General features: G+C 69.2%; 16 protein-coding genes. 6 read left to right on the plus strand and 10 right to left on the minus strand.

Translation table 11 applies throughout. From position 1 onward, the window contains the following. Nucleotides 1–20 precede the first annotated feature (20 nt). From FHT36_RS10885 to FHT36_RS10925, 9 genes are all read right to left on the minus strand, one after another. Entirely contained in the window at nt 21–623 is a 603-nt protein-coding gene (locus FHT36_RS10885) for a nitroreductase family protein (protein WP_169122522.1), read from the minus strand. Nucleotides 624–653: 30 nt separating this feature from the next. Continuing rightward, nucleotides 654–1,829: an LLM class flavin-dependent oxidoreductase gene (locus tag FHT36_RS10890; protein WP_169122523.1), complete on the minus strand. Its 1,176-nt coding sequence runs from the start codon at nt 1,827–1,829 to the stop codon at nt 654–656. A gap of 114 nt (nt 1,830–1,943) precedes the next feature. Continuing rightward, complete coding sequence (locus FHT36_RS10895) at nt 1,944–3,314, minus strand: LLM class flavin-dependent oxidoreductase (protein WP_169122524.1); 1,371 nt, start codon at nt 3,312–3,314, stop codon at nt 1,944–1,946. Between the two features lie 53 nt (nt 3,315–3,367). Continuing rightward, on the minus strand, nt 3,368–4,501 hold the full coding sequence (locus FHT36_RS10900; protein ID WP_169122525.1) for an aldo/keto reductase: 1,134 nt from the start codon (nt 4,499–4,501) through the stop codon (nt 3,368–3,370). Nucleotides 4,502–4,512: 11 nt separating this feature from the next. After that, nucleotides 4,513–5,463 carry an ABC transporter ATP-binding protein gene (locus tag FHT36_RS10905; RefSeq protein WP_169122526.1) on the minus strand — a complete coding sequence of 317 codons (951 nt, stop codon included), beginning with the start codon at nt 5,461–5,463 and terminating at the stop codon, nt 4,513–4,515. Next, a complete protein-coding gene (locus tag FHT36_RS10910) occupies nt 5,444–6,460 on the minus strand; it encodes an ABC transporter ATP-binding protein (protein WP_169122527.1) in 1,017 nt (338 codons plus the stop codon). Before FHT36_RS10910 ends, FHT36_RS10905 begins: the two co-directional genes overlap by 20 nt. Next, a complete protein-coding gene (locus FHT36_RS10915) occupies nt 6,461–7,486 on the minus strand; it encodes an ABC transporter permease (RefSeq protein WP_169122528.1) in 1,026 nt (341 codons plus the stop codon). It lies immediately after the preceding gene. After that, complete coding sequence (locus FHT36_RS10920; protein ID WP_169122529.1) at nt 7,486–8,478, minus strand: ABC transporter permease; 993 nt, start codon at nt 8,476–8,478, stop codon at nt 7,486–7,488. Before FHT36_RS10920 ends, FHT36_RS10915 begins: the two co-directional genes overlap by 1 nt. After that, nucleotides 8,475–10,118: an ABC transporter substrate-binding protein gene (locus FHT36_RS10925; protein WP_169122530.1), complete on the minus strand. Its 1,644-nt coding sequence runs from the start codon at nt 10,116–10,118 to the stop codon at nt 8,475–8,477. The genes FHT36_RS10920 and FHT36_RS10925 overlap by 4 nt, the downstream gene beginning before the upstream one ends. 219 nt (nt 10,119–10,337) lie before the next feature. Here FHT36_RS10925 and FHT36_RS10930 point away from each other — a divergent pair, with 219 nt between their 5' ends. From FHT36_RS10930 to FHT36_RS10950, 5 genes are all read left to right on the plus strand, one after another. Further along, complete coding sequence (locus tag FHT36_RS10930; protein ID WP_169122531.1) at nt 10,338–11,312, plus strand: TauD/TfdA family dioxygenase; 975 nt, start codon at nt 10,338–10,340, stop codon at nt 11,310–11,312. Between the two features lie 104 nt (nt 11,313–11,416). Beyond that, nucleotides 11,417–11,761: a DUF3088 domain-containing protein gene (locus FHT36_RS10935; protein ID WP_024279056.1), complete on the plus strand. Its 345-nt coding sequence runs from the start codon at nt 11,417–11,419 to the stop codon at nt 11,759–11,761. Between the two features lie 60 nt (nt 11,762–11,821). Further along, entirely contained in the window at nt 11,822–12,877 is a 1,056-nt protein-coding gene (locus FHT36_RS10940; RefSeq protein ID WP_169122532.1) for an aldo/keto reductase, read from the plus strand. Between the two features lie 328 nt (nt 12,878–13,205). Then, nucleotides 13,206–15,251 carry an NAD(+) synthase gene (locus tag FHT36_RS10945; RefSeq protein ID WP_169122533.1) on the plus strand — a complete coding sequence of 682 codons (2,046 nt, stop codon included), beginning with the start codon at nt 13,206–13,208 and terminating at the stop codon, nt 15,249–15,251. Between the two features lie 326 nt (nt 15,252–15,577). Further along, nucleotides 15,578–17,836 (plus strand): fibronectin type III domain-containing protein, encoded by a 2,259-nt coding sequence (locus FHT36_RS10950; protein WP_169122534.1) that lies wholly within the window; start codon nt 15,578–15,580, stop codon nt 17,834–17,836. Between the two features lie 51 nt (nt 17,837–17,887). Here the strand turns inward: FHT36_RS10950 and FHT36_RS10955 are convergent, their stop codons facing one another. Next, a complete protein-coding gene (locus FHT36_RS10955; RefSeq protein WP_246702158.1) occupies nt 17,888–18,937 on the minus strand; it encodes a GlxA family transcriptional regulator in 1,050 nt (349 codons plus the stop codon). Nucleotides 18,938–19,088: 151 nt separating this feature from the next. Here FHT36_RS10955 and FHT36_RS10960 point away from each other — a divergent pair, with 151 nt between their 5' ends. Next, nucleotides 19,089–20,435 (plus strand): L-serine ammonia-lyase, encoded by a 1,347-nt coding sequence (locus FHT36_RS10960; protein ID WP_169122535.1) that lies wholly within the window; start codon nt 19,089–19,091, stop codon nt 20,433–20,435. Nucleotides 20,436–20,468: the final 33 nt, after the last annotated feature.

Here is a 20,468-nt window from a genome sequence, read left to right on the forward strand (position 1 = left end):
GCCATTGCTTTTTTAGGGGGTCATGCCGCCGGGAAGGCGCCCTCGAACACGGTCTCGGCCAGCGGGCGGCGGCCGCTCGGGGTCTCGCCCTTGTGGAAGCTCTCCGGCAGCAGGGACTTGTCGCCGCGACGGCCCAGCGCGACCGCGATCTCCACCTCGTAATCGTCCGGCACCTTCAGCTCCGTGCGGGCCTTCTCCCCATCGAAGCCGCCCATGCCGTGGGCATGCCAGCCGAGCTTCGTCGCCTGCAAGGCGAGGTTCGCCCAGGCCGCGCCCGCATCGAAGGAATGGCTGCGAGCCGGCACCGCCTCAGTGGTTCCCGGCCGCACGAAGCTGCGGGCCGAAACGACGAAGACGAGCACCGCCGCATTCTGCGCCCACTGCTGGTTGAAGGGCACGAGCAGGCTCAGGAAGGTGTCGAACGCGGGCGTGCCACGGCGGGCATAGAGGAAGCGCCAGGGCTGGGAATTGAAACTGGAGGGCGCCCAGCGCGCCGCCTCGAAGATGGAATTGAGCTCGGCCTGCGGAATCTCCTCGCCGGTGAAGGCGCGGGGCGACCAGCGCTCCAGGAACAGCGGCTCCACGGGGTGCTCGCTCTGGCGGGGGGCAACGGCAACGGTCATAGGGCAATCCTTAAGTGGATGGAACGGGTGTCAGAGCCTCAGGCCGGCCTGCTTCAGCAACGGCAGGATATCCGTGGCGAAATGGTCGAGGTCGGCCGCGAAGTCATAGAAGTTGAGCTGCACGCCGTCGATGCCGGTGCGCTTCAGTGCCGCGAGCTGGTCCACCACTTCTTCCGGCGAGCCGATGATCTCGATGTTGCCGCCCAGATTGAGCCCCTGCTTGTGCGTCGCATCGCGGCGGCCGAGCCAGGCCACCGCATCGCTGTCATAGCCGCGATGGCCGAAGGAGGTGTGGGTCGGCGCCGGCACGCCGGCGGCGATGGCGCGGGCATAATCGTGCGCCTCGGCCGAGGTGGGGCGGCTGACGATGATGGGGTTGATGATGGCCTTCACCTCCCGCCCCTTCGCCCGCGCCCGCCCCTTGATGGCGGCGATGTGGGCGGGCAGCGTCTCCAGCGCGCTGTCGATATGCGCGCCGCCCGGCGAGGTGATGAACAGCAGGTCCGAATGTCCCGCCGCGAAGTCGATGCCGGCCTCCGAGCCCGTCGCGGTGACGAGGATGGGTCGGCCATAGAGCGGCTTCGGCGTGATGTAGCCGTTGACGATCTTCCACGGGTTCAGCCGGCCTTCGACGGAATAGTTTTCGGTGTCGCTCCACAGGCGGTGGAGCACGTCGAACAGTTCGCCTGTCATGTCGTAGCGGCGGTCATGCTCGATGCGGTTCCAGCCGAACATCTCATGCTCGATGGCGCGATGGCCGGTGACGATGTTGATGCCCCAGCGCCCCTTGGAGATGTGGTCGAAGGTGGCGCCGATCTTGGCGATGTGCAGCGGGTGCCACGGGCCGTAGAGCACATGCAAAGTGGAGATGAGGAGGATGTTCTTCGTCGTCGCCGCCATGGCGCCCAGCGCCACGAAGCTGTCCAGCGAGGCCTCCCCGTCATAGCCGCCCTTGGGCAGCCACTGGGTGCGCGAGAAGGCGATGTCGAAGCCCAGCGCGTCGGCCTTCTCCACCAGGGCGGAATTGTAGTCGTAGGTCCAGCTGTTGCTGGTGGGATGGTCGGAGAAATGGATGTCCTGAAGGTTCAGAAACAGCCCCAGCATCAGCGGCTGGCGGGCCGAGCGGGAGAGCGGGCTGTCGGGAAAGTCGAGCGGGCCGCGCAGGAGGGGAGCGACGGCGGGGACAGCTGACACGAGAGCGGACATGGCATACCTCGCGGGAGGACGGAAACAGCCCCGGCCCCTTCCCCGAGCGACCGGGAAAGGGGCCGGATCCGTGTCGCCGCCTGGGGAGCGCCGGCACGAAGGGATGGGGAATGCTCAGGCGGTGGCGCGCGCCGCCTCTGCGAACTGGCTCTCCGGCCGCGGCAGGCCGTAATGCTCGCGCAGCGTCCGGCCGGTGTACTCCTCGCGGAACAGCCCGCGCTTGCGCAGGATGGGCACCACCTGCGAAGCAAACAGGTCGAAGCCGGCGGCGTACCAGGGCGGCATCACGTTGAAGCCGTCCGCCGCGCCGCTCTCGAACCAATTCTGGATCTCGTCGGCGATCTTCTCCGGCGTGCCCACCACCACGTAATGGCCGCGCGCCCCGGCGAGGCGGTCGATGAGCTGGCGCAGCGTCGGCTTCTCCCGCCGCACGATGTCCACCACCAGCTGGAAGCGGCTGGCCACGAGCTTTGCCGGGCCGGCATCCTTGAAGGCGTCCAGCTCCACCACCGCATTGAGCGGGTGGCCGGAGAAGTCCACGCCGGTGATCTGCCTGAGCTGCGAGATGGAGTATTCCGGCTGGATGAGGTCGCTGAACGCCTCATGCAGCTGGCGCGCCTCGGCTTCCGTCGAGCCGATATAGGGGCTGATGCCGGGCAGGATCTTCACATGGTCCGGATTGCGGCCCAGCCCCGCCGCCTGCTTCTTGATGTCGGCATAGAAGGCCTTGGCGCTCTCCACCGTCTGGTGGGCGGTGAAGATGGCTTCCGCATAGCGCGCGGCAAACGAGCGCCCGTCGTCCGAGGAACCCGCCTGCACATAGACCGGACGGCCCTGCGGGATGCGCGGGGTGTTGAGCGCGCCCTTCACCCGATAGTGCCGGCCCACATGCTCGATGGGGTGGATCTTGGTGTCATCGGCGAACAGGCCGGAGACGGGATCAGCCACGAGGGCGTCATCCTCCCAGCTGTCCCAGAGCTTGGTCACCACGTCCACGAACTCCGCCGCGCGGGCGTAGCGCTCGGCATGGCTTGGCGTCTCGGCGAGGCCGAAATTGGCCGAGGCCTGGGGCACGGCGGTGGTGACGATGTTCCAGCCCGCGCGCCCGCCGGAGAGATGATCCAGCGAGGCATAGAGCCGGGCGAGGTTGTAGGGCTCGTAGTAGGTGGTGGAGGCCGTGCCGATGAGGCCGATATGGGTGGTCGCGGCGGCGATGGCCGACAGCCAGGTGAGCGGCTCCAGACGGAAGCGCGAGGCGTAGCGGATATTGTCCACCTGCGCCGGCCCGTCGGCGAAGAACACCGCATCGAGCTTCGCCGCCTCGGCCGAGCGGGCGAGGTCCTGGTAGAAGGTGATGTCGAGCAGCCGCTCCGGCCGCGCGCCGGGATAGCGCCAGCCGGCCTCGTGATGTCCACCGGGATAGATGAACAGGTTGAGGACGAGCTGCCGCCGGGCCTGGGCGGCTTGGGTCGATGCAAGTGCCATGGGATCTCTCCTTTGATCGCTCAAGGCGTGAAGGGGCAGAACATTCGGTTGGTTCAGCCGACGCGGGCGGCCACGCGCGTAGCCACGCGTTCTTGCGCGCGCTCCTGAACGCGGGCGGCCGCATCGGCCCCGCCGGTGTGGGGCACGCGGCCTTCCACCGGGTGGCTGGGGTCGGTGTAGAATTTCGTGGAGACGTGACCGTCCGGCACGAGGGAGGCCACCAGCGCCTCATCGGCGGCGGTGAAGCCGTAATCGAGGGCGGCGACGTACTCGTCCCACTGGGCCTCCGTGCGCGGCCCGGCGATGGCCGAGGTGACGAGGCTGTTGTTCAGCACCCAGGACAGGGCGAAGGTCGCCGCCGGAATGCCGGCTTCGGCCGCGTGGCGGGCGATGGCCTCGGCGATGTCGATTGATTCCGCCCGCCACTCGGTCTCCAGAATGCGCCGGTCGCCGCGCCCCGCCCGGCTGTCCGCCGCCGGAGCCGCGCCGGGCACGTATTTGCCGGTGAGCACGCCGCGCGCCAGCGGCGAATAGGTGACCACGCCGAGGCCGTAATGGTGGGCGGCGGGAAGCTGCTCCACCTCCGCCGTGCGGTCCACGATGTTGTAGAGCGGCTGGCTGGCGACGGGCCGGTCGATGCCGAACTGGTCGGCGAGATGCGCCACCTCGGCGATGCGCCAGCCGCGGAAGTTGGAGACGCCGAAATAGCGCACCTTCCCCGCCTTCACGAGGTCCGCCACCGCCCGCACCGCCTCGCCGAGCGGCGCGTCGAAGATGGCGCGGTGGAAATAGAGGATGTCGATGTAATCCGTGCCGAGCCGCCTCAGGCTCCCCTCCGCCGCCTCGATGATCCACTTGCGGGAAATGCCCTGCCGGTTCGGCCCCGTGCCGCCGGGATTGGCGAACTTGGTGGCGAGCACATAGGCGTCGCGGTCCCCCTTCACCGCGCGGCCGACGATCTCCTCGGTGCGCCCGTTCTGGTAGGCGTCCGCCGTATCGAGGAAGAAGAAGCCCTGTTCCTTGGCCTTGTGGATGATGCGGTGGGACGTGGCCTCGTCGGTGGGCCCGCCGAACATCATGGTGCCCAGCGCCAGCTTCGGCACCTTCAGGCCGCTCTTGCCGAGATAGCGATAGTCCGGCGGCGTCACGGACTTCGCGGGGGGCTGCGGGATGGCGTGGGCGGTCATTGGCGAAATCCTCAGTGAAGCGCCTCTTCGGGCGCGTGATGGCAGGCGACGGCGCGGCCGGCCCCGAGGGGGCGCAGCGCCGGGTCGGATTGGGTGCAGAGGGGCGTCGCCAGCGGGCAGCGCGGATGGAAGCGGCAGCCGGTCGGCACGTTGCGCGCGCTCGGCAGGTCGCCGGAGAGCGGGGCAGCATGGCGCCGCCGCCCGGGCGTCGGCACGGCCTCGATCAGCGCGCGGGTGTAGGGGTGGAGCGGGCGCGCGAAGATGGACTGCCAGGAGCCCGTCTCCACGATGCGACCGAGATACATCACCAGCACCCGGTCGGCGAAATAGCGCACCACCGACAGATCGTGGGAGATGAAGAGATAGGAGAGCCCCAGCTCCGCCTTCAGCCGCGCCAGCAGGTTCAGGATCTGCGCCTGGATGGAGAGGTCGAGGGCCGACACCGGCTCGTCGCAGATGACGAGGCGCGGGGAAAGGATGAGCGCGCGGGCGATGCCCAGGCGCTGGCGCTGGCCGCCGGAGAATTCGTGCGGATAGCGCGTCAGCGCCTCGCGCGGCAGGCCCACCCGCTCCAGCGCATCCCCCGCCGCCGCCAGCCGCTCGCGGCGCGGCAGGAGGCCGTGCACCGCCAAGGGCGCGGTGAGGATGTCCGCGATGGACTGGCGTGGGTTGAGCGAGGCGAACGGGTCCTGGAACACGATCTGCGCCTGCCGGCGATAGGCCTTCAGCGGCGTGCCCTGAAGGCCGCCCACATCCACCCCGTCGAACACCACCCTGCCCGATGCCGGGGAGACGAGGCGCATGATGACCTTGGCCAAAGAGGACTTGCCGCAGCCGCTCTCGCCCACGAGGCCCACCGTCTCCCCCGGCTCCACGGCGAAGGAGACGCAATCCACCGCGCGCAGCAGGCGTCCGCCGGACTCGTAGCCGGCGTGCAGGTTCTCAACCGAAAGCAAGGGCATGGCGCGCCTCCCTTTGCGCGGCCGCCGTGGTGACGGGGCAGGCGACGAGATGGCCGGGCGCCACGGCGTCAAGGGCCGGCGCGGCGGCGCGGCACAGCGCCCGCGCGTTCGGGCAGCGCGGGGCGAAGGCGCAGCCCTCCTCCCCCGCCGCCGAGGCGATGGAGCCTTCGATCTCCGCGAGCGCGCCAGCCGAATAATGCTGGCCGGCATCGAGCCGGGGCGAGGCGGCGAGCAGGCCGCGCGTGTAGGGGTGCAGCGGCGTGCCGAACAGGGTCTCGAAGGGCGCGTCCTCCACCTTGCGGCCGGCATACATCACCGCCACCCGGTCGGCCCATTCGGCCACCACGCCGAGATCGTGGGTGATGAGCAGCAGGCCCATGGAGAGGTCGCGCCGCAGGGCGTCGAGCAGGTCCAGGACCTGTGCCTGGATAGTCACGTCGAGGGCCGTGGTGGGCTCGTCGGCGATGAGGAGGCGGGGGGCGCAGGCGACCGCGATGGCGATCATCACCCGCTGGCGCATGCCGCCGGAGAGTTCGTGCGGATAGTCCCCCACCCGCCGTCCGGGTTCGGGGATGCGCACCAGATCGAGCAGTTCCACCGCGCGGGCAAAGGCGGCGCGGCGGGAGAGGCCCTCATGCAGGCGCACCACCTCGGCCACCTGCTGGCCCACGGAGAGCACCGGGTTCAGCGAGGTCATGGGCTCCTGGAACACCATGGCGATGTCCCGCCCGCGCACCCGGCGCAGGGTGCGATCATCAAGCCGCGCGAGGTCGGTCACGCCGCCGTCGCGGCCCCGGAACAGGATTTCGCCGGAAGCGATGCGCGCCGTGTCGGGCAAGAGGCGCATCAGGGCGAGGGCAGTGAGCGACTTGCCGGACCCGCTCTCCCCCACCAGCGCCACCGTCTCCCCCGCCTCCACCGTGAGGGAGAGGCCGCGCACCGGGGTGGCGCGCGGGAAGGCGATGGAGAGGTCGCGCACGTCGATGAGCGGCGCCATTCACCCCTCCCCGCCGAGGCGCGGATTGAGCGCCTCGTTGAGCCCGTCGCCGATGAGGTTCAGCGACAGAACGGTGAGCACGATGGCGACGCCCGGCACGGCGCTGAGGTACCAGGCCGTGCGCAGCAGATCGCGGCCGGTGCCGATCATGGAGCCCCAGCTCACCACATTGGGATCGCCCAGCCCCATAAAGGAGAGCGCGCTTTCCATGAGGATGGCGGTGGCCACCGTGACCGAGGCGAGCACGATCACCGGCGGCAGGGCATTGGGCAGGATCTCGCGGAAGATGATGCGCCCATGGCCGAAGCCCAGCGCCCGCGCGGCGGCGACGAAATCCTTCTCCTTGATGGCCCGGAACTGCGCCCGCACGAGGCGCGCCACCTGCGGCCACGACACCGCCGCGATGGCGAGCGCGATGGCCGGCACCGAGGGTTGGGCGATGGCCACCAGCACGATGAGCAGGATGAAGCCCGGCACCGTCTGGAAGATCTCGATGAGCTTGGAGAGCACATCGTCCACCACGCCGCCGAAATAGCCCGCCGTGGCGCCCACCAGGATGCCGGCAAGGAGCCCCGCCAGCGTGGCGCAGGCGCCCACCAGCAGGCTCACCCGCGCGCCGTGGACGAGGCCGGCCAGCACATCGCGCCCCAGCGCGTCGGTGCCCAGCGGAAAGCGCGGGTTCTGGCCCGGCCACTGCAAGGGCCGCCCGGCCATCTCCAGCGGATCGTCGGGGAAGAGAATGGGGGCGGCCAGCGCCGCCCCCACCACGACGGCGAGGATGAGGAGGCCCGCCACCGCCGTTGGATTGGATAGGAACACGAGAAGCGCATGGCGCCGGCCCACGGGCGCGAGCCGCGCCACATCCGCCGTCACGGTGCGGGCGGCATCCGGCGCATGGACGTTGGGCCAGAAATCCGGCTCGCTCGGCGTAGTGGGCGCTCGCTCGGCGCCCAGCGCCGCGGCCGCCGCGCGATCCTCGGCATCTGCCGCAAGGGAGCCGGAGGGGAAGGTTTCGGTGCCGTACATCAGCGCACCTCGATGCGCGGATCGAGCCACGCCTGGAGGATGTCGATGGCCGCGTTCACCGCCACCACCAGCAGCGACGACAAAAGCAGGATGCCGAGCAGCACATGGAAGTCCCGCCCCATCACCGCCTCGTAGGCCAGCCGGCCGAGGCCGGGCCAGCTGAACACCGTCTCCACCACCACCGCCCCACCCATCAGCCCGGCGAGGTGGATGCCGGCCATGGTGGTGACGGGGATGAGCGCATTGCGCAGCACGTGGTCGCGGGTGACGGCGAAGGGCGAGAGGCCCTTGGCGCGGGCGGTGCGCACATGGTCCTGCGTGCGCACCTCGATCATGTCGTCGCGGGTGAGGCGGGCGTAGATGGCCACATAGAAGAGCGCGAGGGAGAGCGCCGGCAGGATCTGGTAGCGCGCCCGGTCCAGCACCGCATCCCAGCCGGTGAGGTTCGCGCCGATGGTCTCCGCACCGCCGGTGGGCAGCCAGCCGAGCTTCACCGAGAACAGGACGATGAGCATCAGCCCGATCCAGAAGCTCGGGATGGAATAGAACAGCAGAGCGACGACGCTCAGCACCCGGTCCGTGGACCGCCCGGCGAAGCTGGCCATCAGCGCGCCCAGCGTGATGCCGATGACGAGCGCGAACACGAGGGCGAGGCCCATCAGGCTCAGCGTGTTGGGCAGCCGCGCGGCGATCAGCTCCGCCACCGGCTGGTTGTAGCGCGGCGACACGCCGAGGCTGAAATGGGCGAGGTTGGAGAGATAGCCGCCGAGCTGCTCCAGCACCGGCAGGTCCAGCCCGAACTTGGATTTCAGCGCGGCGAGCGTCTCCACCGTCGCCGCCCCGGCCTCGCCGGCCAGAGCGTCGGCGGCATCGCCCGGGGTCAGGCGCAGCAGGAAGAAGTTGAGGACGAGGATGCCGATGACGGTCGGCACCGCCTGCAGCGCGGTGCGCCGCACGGCTTTGAGGATGCGGGGCAGACGGCGCGTGGTCATTTCTCGATCCACACGTCGGCGAAGGAGGCATCGACGCCGGTGACGCCGATGGTGTGGTTCTTCACCTTCTTGTTGAAGATGGTGACGCCGTCGGTGGCGATGAGGCCGAGGGCGGCGACGTCCGCATAGACCACCTTCTGGAAATCGAGCCACAGCTGGCGGCGCTTGGCCGGATCCGGCTCGATGGCCGCTGCCTCCAGCAGCCGGTCCACCTCGGGATTGCTGTAGTGGGAGGCGTTGGAGAAGGGCAGGCCCACGCGGAAATTCTTCGACCACAGCGTGCGCTGCACGCCGAGGGTGGGGTCGAACAGGTTCTGCAGGGATTCCAGCGTCAGGTCGAAGTCGCGGCCGGTATAGGTCTTCTGGATGTAGGTGGAAAAGTCGAAGAACTGGAAGTCCACGGCGATGCCGACCTTCGCCAGCGCCTGCTTCACGAAATCGCCGGCTGCCTGGGTGTTGAAGGGGTTGGCGTAGAGCTTCAGCGCAAAGCGCGTGCCGTCCGCCTTGCGGGGATAGCCGGCCTCGTCCAGCAGGCGGTTGGCGGCCTTGAGGTCGAAGCCGTAGGGCTCGAGGGACGGATCAAAGAAGGCCTTCAGCTTGGGGCTGATGACCGAGGGCGCGACCTTGCCGTAGCCGTAATAGACCACGTCCAGCAGCTTCTGCTGGTCGATGGCGTGGGCGATGGCGAGGCGCACCCGCTTGTCCTGCAGGATGGGCCGCTCGAAGTTGAAATAGAGCTGGGTCATCCGCCCGGCATATTCATAGCCGCGCGTCTCGGCGCCGATCCCCGGCAAAGCGGAGACGCGGGCGAGGTCCGCATAGGGCACGGGCGGGCCGCCGGCGAGATCGAGCTCGCCCGCCTCGAACGCCGCCGAGCGCGCGCTCTGGTCGGCGATGAAGCGCACCACGATCCGGTCCAGATAGGGCTTGCCCTTGTCCCAGTAATCGGGGTTGCGCTCCAGGATGATGTGGCTGCCCCGCACCCATTCCTTGAAGATGAACGGACCGGTGCCGATGGGCGCCGCGCCGTTCTTGTTAGTGAGCGGATCGGTCCCCGCATAGATGTGCTTCGCCACGATGGGGGATTCGTTGGCATCGAGCGCGGTGAGGAGATAGGGCGCCGGCTTCGACAGGCGGATGATCGCGGTGTGGGGATCGGGCGTCTCCACCGCCGTCACCGAGGCGAAGGTGGCGCGGCCGCGCGGGTGGCCTTCCTTCAGGAGCTGGATGGAATAGGCGACGTCATCGGCGGTGAAATCGCGCCCGTCATGCCACTTCACGCCCTCGCGCAGCTTGAAAATGTAGGTCAGCCCGTCCGGGCTCACGCTCCACTCGGTGGCCAGCGCGGGCTTGGGGTTGAAGTCGAGATCGTAGGTGAGGAGGCCTTCCGTCACCTTGGGCGACACGCGCTGGGTCGGCCCCGCCGTGTGGGCGATGGTCACCAGCGTGGAGGGCTCGTGCTCCACCAGGAAGCGCAGCACGCCGCCGCGCACCGGCTGGGAGGCGGGCTGGGCATCCGCTGCAAAGGCCGGCGCTCCCGCCGCCGCGCCCAGCACGCACGCCGCCGCCAGAAGCCCCTTCAGGACCGCCCGGCGCGGGCGCGAGGCGAGGGACAGGACTGCGTCTGCGGGCGGGGCCATGCCGGGTCTCCTTCGATGGGGGATCGCGATGCGGGGGATCGCGATGCGGGGGATCGCGAGGCCCAACGATATGGCCGGGGTCCGGGGCGTCAATTATTTTTTGATAAAATCTATGAAAAAGATAGAATATAGTCCTTCAAGGCGCGCCGGAGGACCATCCGGCGCGACCGGCCGCGCCACGACCGGGCGCCCCAACCGCCTGCCACGAAAGGAAAACCGATGCCGAGCGCCGCGCCCGTCTCCTCCAGCGAAAGCGGATTTGCCGATCTGGCGCCGCGCCATATCGCGGTGCATCCGCTCACCGGCCATATCGGCGCGGAGATCGAGGCGCCGGACCTGTCCCGTCCGCTGTCGCCGGAAGTGGTGGACGAGATCCGCGCCGCGCTTCTCAAGTGGAAGGTGGTGTTCTTCCGCGACCAGCCTCTGAGCCATGCCGAGCATGTGGCGCTGGCCTCGGCCTTCGGCGCGCCCACCATCGGCCATCCCGTGTTCGGCTTCGTCGAGGGCTATCCGCAGGTCTATTCCATCGGCCGCGACCGGTTCGCCACGCGCCACACCGGCGAGCCGCTGATCCGCCCCTGGACCGGCTGGCACACGGACGTGACCGCCGCGGTGAACCCGCCCGCCGCCTCCATCCTGCGCGGCGTGACCATTCCGCCTTATGGCGGCGACACCTTCTGGACCAACCTCGCCGTCGCCTATGAGGCGCTGTCGCCCACCTTGCGCGGCTTCGTGGATACGCTGCGGGGCATCCACGCCTTCGCCCCGCCGGAGGGACAGGCCGGCACCGCCGATTTCAAGGAGAAGAACCGCCGCCGTCCGCTGGTGAGCGAGCACCCGCTGGTGCGCGTCATCCCGGAGACGGGCGAGCGGGTGCTGTTCGTCAGCCCCTCCTTCCTCAAGAGCATCACCGGCGTCACCCCGCGCGAGAGCCAGCAGCTGCTGGACCTGCTGTTCGAGCACATCACGCGGCCGGAATTCACCGTGCGCTTCCGCTGGCGGCCGGGCTCCATCGCCTTCTGGGACAACCGCACCACCGCCCACCTCGCCCCGCGCGACATCTATTCCCTCGACTTCGACCGCCAGCTCTACCGCATAACCCTCAAGGGCGACGTGCCGGTGGGCGTGGATGGGCGCCCCTCCAGCATCATCGAGGGCGAGCCGCTGGAGGCCTTCACCGCCGGCACCGCCTGACCCGCCCGTCTTTCTCTTCCTCCCCGCCTTCCGGGCCTGCGCGACACCCGCGCGGGCCCGCCTTTTTCATCAGCCCGGATGCCCTAACCCATGAGTGCCGCCCAATGAGCCGCGACTTCCTCATCCTCCTCGCCCCCGGGTTCACCGATCCGCAGAAGCCCGGCCGGCGCTATTTCTGCCCGGACTGCAACCAGATCGAGGGGGTGCTCGCGAGCAATCCGGGCCTCGCGAGCCGCATCACCGTGAAGCGCGTGTCCTTCCTACGGCCACGGGCCGAGGTGGTGGCGCTGCTCGGGCCGGACAATCAGGGCCTGCCCGTCCTCATCCTCGGCGACGCGGCGCCCCTCCCGGCCGATGCGCAGGCCTATGGCACCTACCGCTTCGTCACCGACACCCGCCGCATCCTGGAACTGATCGCCGAGCGCCACGGCGTCCCCTTCCCGCATTGACGCGCCCATCCGGCGCGGTCACCCTCCGCGCCGTTCCCTCCTGCGGATTTCCATTTCCCCATGCTTGATTATCGCCCCCTCGGGCGCACCGGCATCTCGGTGTCGTCCATCGCGCTCGGCACCATGACCTTCGGCGAGCAGAACACCGAGGCCGAGGGCCACGCCCAGCTCGACATCGCCCGCGACCGCGGCATCAATCTCATCGACGCCGCCGAGCTTTATCCCATCCCGCCCAGGGCCGAGACGCAGGGTGCCACCGAGCGCATCATCGGCTCCTGGCTGAAAGCGCGCGGCGGCCGCGACAAGGTGGTGATCGCCACCAAGGTGGTGGGCCGCTCGGACGCCACCTATTTCCGCGCCGACGGCAGCACCACGCGGCTCGATGCGAAGAACATCAACGAGGCCGTCGAAGGCTCGCTGAAGCGCCTCGGCACCGATTACATCGACCTCTACCAGCTCCACTGGCCCGATCGCGCCGTGCCCCTGTTTGGCCAGCGCGCCACCACCCGCGCACGGGGCGGCGGCGAGGGCCCGGAGGTGGCGATCGAGGAGACGCTGGCCGCCCTCGATGCGCTGGTGAAGGCCGGAAAGGTGCGCCATATCGGCCTCTCCAACGAGACCGCCTGGGGCCTGTCCGCCTTCCTCGCGGCGGCGGAGAAGGGCATCGGCCCGCGCGTCGTCTCGGTGCAGAACGCCTACAACCTCGTGAACCGCGTCTACGAGACCGGCCTTGCCGAATTCCACCAGCGCGAGGATGTGGGCCTGCTCGCCTATTCGCCGCTGGCGCAGGGCTTCCTCACCGGCAAATATCTCGACGGCGCCCTGCCGACCGGCGCCCGCAAGACGCTGTTCAACCGCGCCCAGCGCTACGAGAAGCCCGGCACGGAAGAGGCGGTGCGCGCCTATGTGGCGCTGGCGCGGGAGGTGGGCCTGAGCCCCGCGCAGCTCGCCCTCGCCTTCGTCACCAGCCGGCCGTTCGTGACCTCCAACATCATCGGCGCCACCACCCTCGCGCAGTTGGAGGAGGATCTCGGCGCGCTCGACGTGACCCTGACGCCGGAGATCGAGGACCGCATCGACGCCCTGCACCAGCTGCACGGAAACCCCGCGCCCTGAACGGCCCGCACCGCCGGCCCGGATGCGGCCGGCGCGCCGCCGCGGGGAAGAGCTGTGGGCGCTCACTCCCCCGGCGATCAAGGGCTGCGCCGCGTCGCCGGCCTCCTCAAGGTGGCGCGCCCGGCGGACGGGATGCACCTTCTTCGACGCGCTGGTGGGCGCAGCCGACCGCGACCTGTTCGCCGCTGCCGCAGGTTCTGATCCCCTGCCGCCCCGGCCCTTGCGCCGGGGCGGACCATCCGCAGCGACGCCCTTTCGCTGGCATTCGCCGGCCCGCGCCCTATTCTCTGCCCTGCCCGCCGCACGAATCCGGGACGACAGGGACGAGATGCGAGACTTCCGCTGCCTTTACCGCCACGATTTCCTGCGCATCGCCGCCTGCGTGCCGCGCGCGGCCGTGGCCGACCCCGATTTCGCCGTGCGCGAGACGCTGGAGATGGCCGCGAAGGGCCATGAGGACGGCGTCGCCTTGATGCTCTTCCCCGAGCTGGGCCTCTCCTCCTACGCCATCGACGATTTGCTCTTCCAGACGCCGCTGCTCGACGCGGTGGAAACGGCTTTGGAGACGCTGGTCGCCGCCTCGCAGGATCTCTCACCCGTGCTCGCGGTGGGCGCGCCGCTGCGGCATCAGGGGCGGCTCTACAACACGGCGGTGGTGATCCATGGCGGCGCCATCCTCGGCGTGGTGCCGAAGAGCTACCCGCCGAATTATCGCGAGTTCTACGAGCGCCGTCACTTCGCCCCCGGCCTCGACGAGCATGACGGCTTCATCGAACTGTGCGGGGCGGAGGTGCCGTTCGGCGTCGACCTGCTGTTCCGCTCGGAAGGCGAGGTGCCCTTCACCTTCCATGTGGAGATCTGCGAGGACGTGTGGGTGCCCCTGCCACCCTCCACGCGGGCCGCGCTCGCCGGCGCGGAAGTGCTGCTGAACCTCTCCGCCAGCAACATCACCATCGGCAAGGCGGAATCCCGTCGCCTACTGTGCGGCGGCCAATCCGCCCGCTGCATCGCCGCCTATGCCTATTCGGCGGCGGGGCCGGGGGAATCCACCACCGATCTCGCCTGGGACGGCCACGCCGCCATCTTCGAATATGGCGACACCCTCGCGGAGGCGGAGCGCTTCGCCCCCGGCGCCACCATGGCGGTGGCGGATATCGATCTCGGCCGCCTGCGGCAGGAGCGCATGCGGGTCAACACGTTCGGGGAGTGCGCGCGGCTGGAGCGCGACCGCGCCCCGCCCTTCCGCACCGCCCATTTCGCCTACGAGCCGCCGGCCGAGCCCGTGCGCCTTCAGCGCGACGTGGCGCGCTTCCCCTTCGTGCCCAACGATCCGGCGCGGCTGCGCGAAGACTGCTACGAGGCCTACAACATCCAGGTGCAGGGCCTCGCCCAGCGCCTCGCCTCCACCGGCATGTCGCGGGTGGTCATCGGCGTGTCGGGCGGCCTTGATTCCACGCAGGCGCTCATCGTCGCCGTGCGCGCCATGGACCGCTGCGGCCATCCCCGCTCCAACGTGCTGGCCTATACCCTGCCCGGCTTCGCCACCTCCGACGAGACCAAGGGCAACGCCTGGGCGCTGATGCGCGCGCTCGGCGTCAGTGCGGAGGAAATCGACATCCGCCCCGCCGCGCGGCAGATGCTGGCCGATCTCGGCCACCCCTTCGCGGAGGGCCGGGCGGCCTATGACGTGACCTTCGAGAACGTGCAGGCGGGCCTGCGGACGGACTATCTCTTCCGCCTCGCCAACCACCATCGCGGCCTCGTGGTGGGCACCGGCGACCTCTCCGAGCTGGGGCTCGGCTGGTGCACCTATGGCGTCGGGGACCAGATGTCCCATTACAACGTCAATGCCTCGGTGCCGAAGACGCTGATCCAGCACCTCATCCGCTTCGTCGCCGCCTCGGGCGACGTGAGCGAGGAGACGGCCAGCATCCTCCATGCCATCCTCGCCACCGAGATCTCGCCGGAGCTGGTGCCGGCCACCGAGGGCGGCACCATCCAGTCCACCCAGAGCATCATCGGCCCCTACCCGCTCCAGGACTTCACGCTCTTCTATTTGACCCGCTACGGCTTTCCGCCGTCCAAGATCGCCTTCCTCTCCGAGCACGCCTGGGCGGATGCCGGAAAGGGGCGCTGGCCGCAGGGCATCCCGGCGGGCGAGAAGCGGGCCTACGACCTCGCCGAAATCCGAAAATGGATGAAGGTGTTCCTCTCGCGCTTCTTCACCAGCCAGTTCAAGCGCTCGGCGCTGCCCAACGGGCCGAAGATCTCCTCCGGCGGCTCCCTCTCCCCCCGCGGCGACTGGCGCCAGCCCTCCGACAGCGGCCCCGGCCTGTGGCTGGCGGAACTGGAGCGCAACGTGCCGGAAGCGTAGGGGGAAGGCGCCCCGCGCCTCAAAACCCCATCGGCGCAATTGCAGATCCCGGAATGCCCGAAGGCGCCTGCGGACGGCCCGGCTGGTCGTCCGCAGGCGCGGGCCATCTACGGCTCAGGTCATGCTTCAGCCTCAAATAGCGGGCTCGCGGCAGACAACCGACCCCTCTTTCGCGAGCCTCTTGTTTTCGCAATTTGCGACAAGTTTCCTGATATTTATCAAGATGTTATTGCTGATTTGACGCCACTCTGCACTGTCGCTGGCGCGCGGCCGGGCTATGCTCAGCTCCTGCCGCCGTCACGGCGGAGGACCCGGTGGAGGGCTGCATGGCAACCGTCGCGATCAACTGGTCTTGGGGCGCCCACGACACCATCGATTTCGATCCGGCAACCGACACTCTCGACTTCGGCTGGATCGGCGCGGACAGCTTCACCATCACCGAGGTCAATGGGTCGGTCGTCATCGATCTGCCGGGTAACAACCACAGCTACACGCTGAAGGGGGTCTCGCTTTCGGACCTCTCCTTGGCCAACGTCACCGGCCATGACGCATCGATGTTCGCCGAGTGGAGCGATGCCCTTGCCGCGAGCCATGCCGTCACCGGCGGCGTCAACGACATCATCGCCGTGGCGCACAGCACCGACACCGTGCTGGCCTTCGATCCGAAGCACGATACGCTGGACTTTACCGGCCTCGCGGCGGACGACATCGGCATTGCCGAGGCCAACGGCTCGGTCGTAATCTTCCTGCCCAAGTCCCAGCAGACCTACATTCTTGAGGGCGTCAGCCTCCAGGACCTGTCCATCGACAATATCAAGGGGGCCGACGGCGCGCTCCTCGCCGAATGGGCCGCCACGCTGAAGGCCGCCGACGCCACGGGCAGCGTAGCCGCCAGCGCCGCAGAGCCCGCGGCCGCCACGGACGGCACCACCTTTTCCGTCGGCTGGCAGTGGAACAGCCAGCAGGTCATCTCCTTCGACCCCGCCCACGACAAGCTCGATTTCGGCTGGCTCCAGCCGCAGGATTTCTCGCTGGTCGAGGTGAACGGCTCCCTCGTCATTGTTCTGGCCGCCAATCAGCAGACCGTCACGCTCCAGGGCGTCACCCTCGCCGATCTCACGCCGGACGACATCATCGGCAAGACCAGCTTCCTCACCGATGCCTGGGCCGAAGCCATCGCCGAGGCCAAGGGGGAGACGACCGGCGGCGGCACGACGGAAACGCCGCCCCCGGTGATCGAGGCGCCGGACTGGTCCGCCGACACGGTCTATACGGCGGGCGATCAGGTCACGGTCGGCCATGTGGTCTACGAGGCCAAGTGGTGGACCCTCGGCAGCAATCCGCAGGACGATCACGGCCCGGCGGGCTCCGGCCACGTGTGGACACGGGTCGGCTATTCGGACCTCACCCCCGTGGCGCCCGAGACGCCGCAGGATGTCCACGCCGCCACCACCACCGAGACCTCGGTGACGCTCACCTGGGATGCGGCCGAGGTATTCGGCGTCGGCACCGTTTCCGAATACGCCATCTATCAGGACGGCGAACTGATCGGCACCACCGACCAGCGCAGCTTCAAGGTGGCCGGGCTGGAAGCTGACACAACCCATACGTTCAGCATCGTCGCCGTGGACGAGGCCGGCGCCTCGCACCCCTCTTCGGCCATTGCCGTCACCACCGATCCCGTCGGCACCGACGCGGCGGACCATCAGGTGTTCTCGCCTTACGTCGATCTCTCCGTGGTGGCGAGTGCGGCGGACCTGATGCAGGACGTTTCCGCGGCCGGCGTCCACGCCGTCACCCTCGCCTTCGTGGTGGGCACCGGACCAAACGAGCTCGGCTGGGCGGGCCTCGCCTCCGGCGACGCGCTGGCGGACGGCACGACCGTCGCCTCCGTGGTCAAGGACCTGCAGGCCGAGGGCGTGGACGTGACCATCTCCTTCGGCGGCGGCCATGGCGGAGAGCCGGCGCTCGACTTCACGGATGCCAAGGCGCTCACCGCCGCCTACCAGTCCGTGATCGACACCTATGGCGTCAAATCCATCGACTTCGACGTGGAGGCCGACGCCCTCACCAACGACGCCGCCAACGCCTTGCGCAACGAGGCCCTGGTGGCGCTGGAGAAGGCCAATCCCGATCTCTCCATCTCCTTCACCCTGCCGGTCTACCCCACCGGCCTGACGCAGGACGACATCAAGCTGCTGGAAGCGGCCCATGCGGCGGGCGTCGACATCGACACCGTCAACATCATGGTGATGAACTTCGGCGAGGCGCACGATTCCGGCGACATGGGGCAGGATGCCATCGACGCCGCCGAGGCCACCATCGCCCAGCTCCATGCCCTCGGCATCGACGCCAAGGTGGGCATCACCCCCATGGTGGGCATCAACGATGTGCAGAGCGAGGTCTTCACCCTGCAGGACGCCCAGCAGCTGGTGGATTTCGCGGATGGCAACGACCACATCGCCTCTCTGGCCATGTGGTCCCTCGGCCGGGACCATGGCGACGCGGCGGGCCACATGACCCACGACAACAGCGGCGTCGTGCAGCACGACTGGGACTTCGCCAAAATCTTCGCGACGGTGTGATCTTCGCGACGATCTGATCTTGGCGACGGTCTGATCGTCGCGGAACACCGCCTACGGCGTCTCGAACACCCGCCCTTCGCCATCGCCCTCACTGCGGGCAGAGCGGGGGGCGACCGTCCGGCGGAAGGCGGCGGGGGTGGCGCCGAAGCGGGCCTTGAAGGCGCGGCCGAAATGGGAGCCGTCGGCAAAGCCCAGGTCGGCAGCGATGCGGGCGGCGGAGAAGCGCGTGTTGGCCAGCATCCACCGCGCATGGCGCAGGCGCAGCGCCAGATAGCTTTCCTGCGGGCTCTCGCGCAGGCGATCCGCGAACAGCCGCTCCAGCTGCCGCACGCCGACGCCGAGGGCGTCCGCAATATCGGCGATGGCCAGCGGCTCGGCGAGGTTCTGCTCCATCAGAAGCAGCGCCCGGGAGACGCGCGCATCATCCACCGTCCCCTCGGCGAGGCGCGGGGCGGGCTGGGCGCTCTCGGCCGCGCGGGGGCGGTCGATGAGCAGGATGTTCAGCGCCTTCTGCGCCGTGGCGGCGCCGAGATGCTCGGTGACGAGGCGGGCGGCAAGGTCCGCGACACCCGCGCCGCCCGAGCAGGTGATGCGGTCGCCATCCACCACGAACAACTGGTCCGCCACCGGCACGAGGGTGGGGAACTCATCGAGAAAATCGCGGTAGTGATACCAGCTCACGCAGCATTTGCGCTGCGCCATGAGCCCCAGCCGGCACAGGAGGAACGAGCCGGTGCACACGCCAATGAGGGGCAGGCCCGCCGCCGCCGCGCGCTTCAGATACTCCCCCACGGGATCGCTGCGCGCCGGCACCCCGCGCAGAAGCCCGCCGACCACCACGATATAGTCGAACCCCCTGGGGTCCATCAGGTCCGAGGTGGGCTGGATGTCGATGCCGCAGGAGGAGCGCGCCGGCCGCAGATGCGGGCTCATCACCTGCCAGGAGCAGTCGATGGGGCGGGAGCGGTCGCCCTTGTCGCCGGCGAGGCGCAGCACGTCCACGAAGCTGGAAAACGCCGTCAGCGTGAAATTGGGCAGCAGCACGAACCCCACCCTGAGCTTGGCGGAGGGCGCGGGGCGGGCGGTGGAGACGTGTCGCATCTGTTCCAGACGAAAGTCGCACGGGGTCGAGCGGGCGCCCCCGCCGGCAGGCATCATCAAGCTTCGCCCCGCCTTGGGGGCGGGTCAAGTGATGCGCGACAAGTATTTGAAAAAACGATAGAATAATCGCGCCGTTCCCGGAGGGAGACGGATGACCAGCGTGTTCGACCTGTTCAAGATCGGCATCGGGCCGTCCTCGTCCCACACCGTGGGGCCGATGGTGGCGGCGCGCCGCTTCCGGGAGGCGCTGCCCGCCGGAACCGCCCGCATCACCGCCGAGCTGTTCGGCTCGCTCGCCTGGACCGGCAAGGGCCACGGCTCCAACCGGGCCATCGCGCTCGGCCTCATGGGCGCGCGGCCGGAGACTCTGGACCCGGACGACGTGCCGGCGCTGGTGGCCCGGCTCTTCATCCGCAAGTCCATCGAGGTCAATGGCGCGCGGATCGCGTTCGATCCCGAGGCCGACCTGATCTTCGATTTCGACACGCTGATGCCGCTGCACTCCAACGCCATGCGCTTCCGCGCCTTGGCGCAGGACGGCACGGTGCTCGATGAACGGATCTTCTATTCCGTCGGCGGCGGCTTCGTGGTGGCGGAGGGAGAGCCGCGCGAGCCGGAGCCGGTGGAGGTGCCCCACCCCTTCGCCACGGCGTCCGAACTGCTCTCCGCCTGCGCCCGCACCGGCCTCACCATCGCCGGCTTGCAGATGGCCAATGAATGCGCCCTGCGTCCGGCGGAAGAGGTTGAGGAACGGCTGGATGCCATCCTCGCCGCCATGTTCGCGTCCATCGATCGCGGCCTCGCGCAGGAAGGCACCCTGCCCGGCAGCCTGCGCGTGCGGCGGCGGGCCAAGGCCATCCGCGACCAGCTGGAGGCGGACCGGCTCGCCAATCGCCGCCCGCCGCACGAGATCATGGATTGGGTCTCCGTCTTCGCCATGGCGGTGAACGAGGAGAATGCCGCCGGCGGGCGCATCGTCACCGCCCCCACCAACGGCGCAGCGGGCATCGTGCCGGCGCTGCTGCGCTATGTGCGCGACATCTGCCCGGACACCACCCACGCCCAGCTGCGCGACTTCCTGCTCACCGCCGCGGCGGTGGGCGCGCTCATCAAGCGCAACGCCTCCATCTCCGGTGCGGAGGTGGGCTGCCAGGGAGAGGTGGGCTCGGCTGCCGCCATGGCCGCTGCGGGGCTCGCCTCAGTTCTGGGGGCGAGCCCGGCGCAGATCGAGAACGCCGCCGAGATCGCCATGGAGCACCATCTCGGCATGACGTGCGATCCCATCGGCGGGCTGGTGCAGATCCCCTGCATCGAGCGCAACGCCTTTGGCGCCAACAAGGCCATCGCCGCCGCCTCCCTCGCGCTCCGGGGCGACGGGGTGCATCTGGTCTCGCTGGATCAGGTCATCGAGACCATGCGTCAGACGGGGGCGGACATGCAGTCCAAATACAAGGAGACCTCGCAGGGAGGTCTCGCGGTGAACGTCCCGGAGTGCTGAGGCGCCGCTTTCTCCCCGTGCGGGCGAAGGGTG

This window comes from Xanthobacter sp. SG618 (assembly GCF_012932745.1).
GTDB lineage: Bacteria > Pseudomonadota > Alphaproteobacteria > Rhizobiales > Xanthobacteraceae > Xanthobacter > Xanthobacter flavus.